This is a genomic window from Corynebacterium sp. 22-2729 (genome assembly GCF_053479475.1).
The window spans coordinates 1-6,120 of sequence record NZ_JBRBCA010000020.1; the positions used below are offsets into that span (position 1 = coordinate 1).

The following is a 6,120-nucleotide window of genomic DNA, read 5'->3' on the forward strand; positions in this document are numbered from 1 at the left end:
GTAAAGCCCAAAGACGAAGCCGACCAGCACACGCTGGCCGACTCCTAGGCACGCCTAAGAAACTACTCCCAAGACTGTACTCGCCAACATCGGCCTGACACTTGACAAAAACATAGGGACACCCCCCTAAGACCGCAGCGCTGCCTTGGCTTCCTTTGCCATTGCCATTAGTTCTTCGGCGTGAGCCCGCCCCGTTTCAGACTCCAACCCTGCCAACATACGAGACAGCTCTTCTGTCCGTTCATCCTCGCTCAGCGTACGGACCGAGGAGGTCACCGAATCCTTTGACGTCGACTTAGCCACATATACGTGGGCGTCACCAAATGCGGCGACCTGCGGCAGGTGAGTTACAACAATGACCTGATTCTCGATCGCGAGCTTAGCCAGGCGCCGTCCAATCTCCACAGCTGCCTTGCCACCGACGCCCGCATCGACCTCATCGAAAACCATCGTGCGACCACCGTCCGAACCTGCAGCCAGTACAACCTCCAGCGCCAACATCACGCGAGAAAGCTCACCGCCAGAGGCCGAACCCGCCAAAGGGTTCACATTCCCACCCTGCACCAGCTGAAACTCGACCTCATCAACGCCATGCGGACCGAGCTCCTCCTGCTGCCGCACGTCCACACGAATCTCGGCGGACATGTGCAGCCCCCGGATCTCTTCAGTAACGGCCTTGGAAAATTTTTTCGACGCCCTCACGCGTGCCCCTGAAAGCTTGCCCGCGATCGCGCTCGCTGCCTCCCGCGCAGAGGCGACCTCATCTTGCAGCTTCTGCAGCGCTTCATCGGAGACGTCCATCGACTCCAGCCGCTCGCGCGCCTGATCGCGCCATGCCAGGGCACCGTCAACGTCCACGGCGTACTTACGCAACTCCCGCAACTGCGTTTGGCGCTGTAAAAGCCCGTCGAGTTCATCGGGGTCCGGCACGTCCAACAGTGCCTGACCGATTTCGGAGGAGATATCGCTCAGCAACACCCCAACCTCATTTAGGCGGTCAGCAAGATCTGAAAGAGCATCTCCCTCATCGTCCGGATCGACCAAACCGGATAGTTCGTTAGCTGCTTGGGATACCAGCGCACTGGCACCTTCGGAATCGCCAAAGTCATCGCCTGTTCCCATTCCGTCCAAACCATCCAGCGCCGCTTGGGCACGCTGAAGTCCGGCACGGATATCGTCTGCGGCCTGCAAACGCTTAATCTGCGCCTTAACCTCAGCGTCCTCGCCGGGCTGCGGATCAATTTCGTCGATAGCCTCCACCGCACGCTGGAGCGTTTCGCTCTCTAGGGCAAGGTCGCGGCGGGCTGCCATGCGACGGCGCAGATCCTTATCCAAGCGCAACCATTCGGCGCGCTTTTCCCTGTACTCGGCCACAGTGTCAGCTAATCCGGCATAGTCATCCAACGCGCCGAGTTGGCGCACGGGATCCAGCAGTCGCATCTGATCGTTCTGCCCGTGGATCGTAATTACATGGCCAGCGAATTCCCCCAGCACGCCCGCCGCCACGGTCTTTCCAGCCAGGTGCGCACGGGAACGGCCCGTGGCGTTGACCGTGCGCGAAGCAATCACTTCACCCTCGTCAATATAGCCACCGACCTGATCCACCAGCTCCTCTACTGCTGGGGAATCCGCAGAGAATATACCCTCCACGCTGGCCTTATCAGCGCCATTTCGCACACGGGAAGCGTCCGCGCGATGCCCCGAAAGCAAGCGTAAAGAGCTCACAACCATCGTCTTACCAGCGCCAGTTTCGCCGGTGACGACGCTCAAGCCAGTGGAAAACTCCGCCGTCGCTTCCTCAACCACGCCGAGGTTGCGAATGTGTAGTTCGTGCAGCATTGCTAGTGACGCGGGCCCCTCCAGCCCGTCACAGGCAAACGGAACTTATGCACCAGGCGGTCAGTGAAAGGTGCGGAATCCAAACGTACCCACCGCACCGGCTGCGGGCCACGGCGAATCTCCACGCGGGCGCCAGGGGGCATGTGAATCTGGCGGAAACCATCCATAACAACCGTTGCGGGCGAGGTCGATGGGTTCGTCTCTACTGCCACCATCGAGTTCGGGGAAACCACCAGCGGGCGGCTGAACAGCGTGTGTGCGTTGCTGGTAACCACTAGAATCGCATCCAGCTCCGGCCACAGAACCGGGCCACCTGCACTGAAGGCGTAGGCGGTGGAGCCGGTGGGCGTCGATACCAAAACACCGTCACAACCGAAAGAGGAAACAGGCCGCTCGTCGACCTCCAGGATCGTATCCAGGACACCCTGGCGGTTCAGGTTCTCTACCGAACACTCATTGAGCGCCCAGCCCGTGCCCAGCACACGACCATCCATATCGCGGGCAGTAATGGAAAGGGTCATGCGATCCTCGATGCGGTAGTCGCGATCGATCACGCGATCCACGGCCTCCTGCAGGGACTCTTGTTCCCACTCTGCAAGGAAGCCGATATGGCCCATGTTGATGCCGAGAACCGGTACATCCGCGGAATGCGCAATATCGGCAGCGCGGAGGAACGTGCCATCGCCGCCCAAAACGATCACCATTTCCACGCCCGTGGCCGCTTCCTTGGTGTGGCCAAAGCGCTTAAAGCGGCCCAGGATCTCGTGGCGCGCTACCGGGGCTGGGTCGGCGGTAGCCATCACGCGGACGTTGATGCCGCCCTTTTGTAGCCGAGATGCAGCCTCGGCAGCCAGCCCGAGGTTTTCGTGTACGCCAGTGTGCGCAACCAGCAGGACTTCGCGCTCCGCGTTCTTGTCACTGCCTGTATCGGCGCCGTTGTCGGCACTGCGTTCCGCGCCGTGGTCAGTCCCCGGTGTGGTCACTGCGGCCCCTCCTTAATGGCGGTTGCGATCATCTCGTCCAGGCCGGTGTAGTCAGCCTCTGCACCCATGCTAGGCGAAACCGCAGCGCCGTCCTTGACCAACCAGAGAAAATACTCCACATTGCCACTCGGCCCTGGCAGAGGAGAGGCGACAACGGCCTTCGTCCTCAAACCATACTTCATCGCCTCAATTGCCACGTCGCGGGTAACTTCGGCGCGCAGTTCAGGGCTCCGGACCACACCGCCGTGTCCTAAGCGATCCTTCCCCACCTCAAATTGGGGCTTAACCATCGGCAGCAGATCTCCGCCCTGTTTCACACAAGCAGCCAGGGCTGGCAGAACCAAGCGGATGGAAATGAAGCTCAAGTCGCCGACCATCAGATCCACTTCGCCGCCAAGTGCTTCCGGGGTGAGGGTGCGCACGTTCGTACGATCCATAACATCCACCCGGTCGTCGTTTTGCAGCCGCCAGATGAGCTGTCCATAGCCCACATCCACGGCCTTGACCTTCGCAGCACCACGGTCCAGACACACATCGGTAAAACCACCGGTCGAAGCGCCGGCATCCAGAACAGTCTTGCATGCAAGCGTTAGCCCTTGCGGCTCGAATGCCTCCAGCGCCCCAAGGAGTTTATGCGCACCTCGGCTAGCCCAACGGTCGTCTTCGGATTCCGCCACTTTGATGGAGACATTGCCGTCCACCCCGCTGGCGGGCTTCTTCGCTAACATTCCATTGACGGTCACACGCCCGGATTTAATCATCTCTTGGGCATGTTCCCGGCTTCGTGCGATCTTACGCGCCACCAGTTCCGCGTCGAGACGCTGCAGCTTGGCACCCCTTTTCGCCATCAGCGCTCGCCTCCGAGTGCCTCGTTAACCACCCGGTGAGCTTCCTCCAACACGGCTGCTTCTTCCGCGCCGTGGACATCGCGCGCCAGTAACTCGTCGACGGCCTGTGCTAGCTCTTCTTGTTGACGCCTACTGTCCCCCGACAATATCGAAGGTTTCGGCTGCCCCTCTCCCACTTACTTCCAACCTCCTAGTGCCTCCATGGCTTGTGCGTCTGCACCCACAAAGTCGATATCCGCAGCGGAGGTGATCTGCGAGACGTCGGGATTATCGATCAGCTGCCACGCCTCCGGAGCGGCTACGGCCAGTGCTTCAGCGGCCATGACTTCCACGTCACCAAGTTCACCAGCGGTAACGCGGATACGAGCAGTACCCGGGTCCACGCTGGCGGACCATCCGGCGAGGTGATCCCGTAGGTTACCTGCAATGAAGGTTGGCCGGTGGGACGGCGGGGCGTCAATAATATCGGTGTGGGTAGACACCCCAGTGACGGTGCAGAGAGTATCCATACCTGCTGCATTACCACCGGCGATATCAGTATCCAGCCGATCGCCGACGGCTAGTGGCTTGGTGGAACCGATCTTCCGAGCAGCAACCAGGAACATGGCGGGGCCTGGCTTGCCTGCGGATTCCGGGGTCACGCCCGTAGCGGAGGTGACGGCGGCGACCATCGACCCGTTGCCGACCATGAAACCGCGCTCCGAGGGCAGAGTCGTATCCAAGTTGGAAGCAAAGTAGCGGGCGCCGCGTTGGATAGCCAAGGCCCCTTCGGAAAGCCGCGCCCAGTCATTATCCGGGCTATGGCCGTGGAAGACGACGTGCGGGTGGTCATCGGCGGTATCGATGACGGTAAAGCCTGCATCCGCGACCAACTGTTTGAATGATTCGTGGCCGATCACAAATGCCCGTGGATTGTCGATGCCGGAATCAGCAATGTACTGCTTGCCGAGGTCACAGGCCGCCATGGCGGACGTGACAACATGATCCGCGTCGGCCTTAAACCCCATCGAGTTCAGATGCTCCGCGACTTGTTGGGGTGCGCGGGAAGCATTGTTGGTCACGTACATCACCTGGCGACCGGCTAGGCCTTCTGCTGCACCTGGAATCGGGGTATGGCCGGAAAATACCGTACCGTCGAGATCGGCAAGAAGTGCGTCGTAGTTGTCCAGCAGCGGGTGGGCCATCGGCTATTTTTCCTCGCTTTGGGATGCGGCCTCTTGGTCTTCGTCCAGCTCGGCCAGACGGTCGGACACATCGAGTACTTCTTCGGTATCCATTTCTGCGGCCCGGTTAAACCACTCCACAGCCTCTTTCTTGCGGCCAACGGTTACGAGGGCATCGGCATAAGCGTAGAAAAGGCGCATACGAGTGACATCAGGTGCCTCAGCATTTTCTAGCTGCGCTTCGAGCGCTGAGAGCGCGTCATTTGGATGGTCGAGATCCTGGTGGGCGCCTGCGACGACGATAGCAAGCTCCACCTTAGATTCTGCATCCAGTTGATCCGCTTGGGGATCATTGGCGACATCAAGGGCTTTCTCCGGCTTGCCAAGCCCCCGCTCGCAGTCGGCGAGGACAGGAAGCAGGCCTGGGCCACCGGCCATTCGACGTGCGGCGCGCAGTTCGGAAATAGCTTCCTTCCACTCGCCTGCGTGGTAGGCGACGATTCCGCAGGTCTCGCGTGCCACGGAAACGCGGCCCGCACGATCCTTCGCAGCACGAGCGTGAGCCAATGCCTTTTCCGGCTCATTATCTAGCAGAGTGGCGGCCATGATTAGGTGCTTCGCCACCATGTCTGCGTTGTCTTTGGACAAGCTGCGGAGTTCTTGGCGTACGGAAGGATCTAGCTCCTTGGGGTCGAGATCCTGAGGCACTTCGGGTTCATTGAGGCGCTTGTTCAGGCGCTCCTCTCGGTAACCTGCGCGCTGAGGACCACTGTGCGGACCGCGTTGGGTATCCCAGTTAGAGCTGCGCTTTTTGTTGGAGTTACGGTTTGGGCGGCCGCCGCGGTTGGGCTTGAATCCACCCTTGTTGCGGAATTTGCCATCACCCTGTGGTCGTCCTCCACGACCGCGATTGTTGTTTGAATTCTCAACCATGCTTGGGAGTGCACCTTCCGTCGTCTATTTGTCTTCGGGTTTTCGGGTCCGCCCCGTGAACCTTATCAATCCTAGTTTCCTGCGTTGCGGCGGCGCAATCGAGCTGGGCTTTGTGGGGACGCCTACTTGTCCGCAGCAGCGCAGTTAGACATAAAAAAAATGAGGTGTGGGTTGTTGTAACCCTTTAAAAGGCTACAACGACCCACACCCCATCTTTTAAGTTTTAGTGCCGGCGGTGACTTACTCTCCCACACCCTCCCAGGTGCAGTACCATCAGCGCAGGTAGGCTTAGCTTCCGGGTTCGGAAAGGGACCGGGCGTGACCCCACCGCTAACAACCACCGACAAACCACAA

General features: G+C 60.0%; 6 protein-coding genes and 1 rRNA gene. All 7 read right to left on the reverse strand.

Annotation, left to right across the window (positions count from 1 at the left end; all coding sequences use genetic code 11):
• Positions 1-126 precede the first annotated feature (126 nt).
• Positions 127-1,839, reverse strand: a complete 1,713-nt coding sequence (gene recN / locus ACUY2T_RS10215) for a DNA repair protein RecN (RefSeq protein ID WP_408925781.1) — start codon at positions 1,837-1,839, stop codon at positions 127-129.
• A gap of 2 nt (positions 1,840-1,841) precedes the next feature.
• Positions 1,842-2,822: an NAD kinase gene (locus ACUY2T_RS10220; protein WP_293791155.1), complete on the reverse strand. Its 981-nt coding sequence runs from the start codon at positions 2,820-2,822 to the stop codon at positions 1,842-1,844.
• The gene (locus ACUY2T_RS10225; RefSeq protein ID WP_408925782.1) at positions 2,819-3,670 is read right to left on the reverse strand and encodes a TlyA family RNA methyltransferase; all 852 of its coding nucleotides are present in this window, start codon (positions 3,668-3,670) and stop codon (positions 2,819-2,821) included. Before ACUY2T_RS10225 ends, ACUY2T_RS10220 begins: the two co-directional genes overlap by 4 nt.
• Positions 3,670-3,846, reverse strand: a complete 177-nt coding sequence (locus tag ACUY2T_RS10230; protein ID WP_408925783.1) for a hypothetical protein — start codon at positions 3,844-3,846, stop codon at positions 3,670-3,672. The genes ACUY2T_RS10225 and ACUY2T_RS10230 overlap by 1 nt, the downstream gene beginning before the upstream one ends.
• The gene (locus ACUY2T_RS10235; RefSeq protein ID WP_408925784.1) at positions 3,847-4,854 is read right to left on the reverse strand and encodes an HAD-IIA family hydrolase; all 1,008 of its coding nucleotides are present in this window, start codon (positions 4,852-4,854) and stop codon (positions 3,847-3,849) included. It lies immediately after the preceding gene.
• A 3-nt stretch (positions 4,855-4,857) separates the two neighbouring features.
• Positions 4,858-5,766 (reverse strand): tetratricopeptide repeat protein, encoded by a 909-nt coding sequence (locus tag ACUY2T_RS10240; protein WP_448308492.1) that lies wholly within the window; start codon positions 5,764-5,766, stop codon positions 4,858-4,860.
• A 227-nt stretch (positions 5,767-5,993) separates the two neighbouring features.
• Positions 5,994-6,111: ribosomal RNA gene (gene rrf, locus ACUY2T_RS10245) — 5S ribosomal RNA — on the reverse strand.
• Positions 6,112-6,120 lie beyond the last annotated feature (9 nt).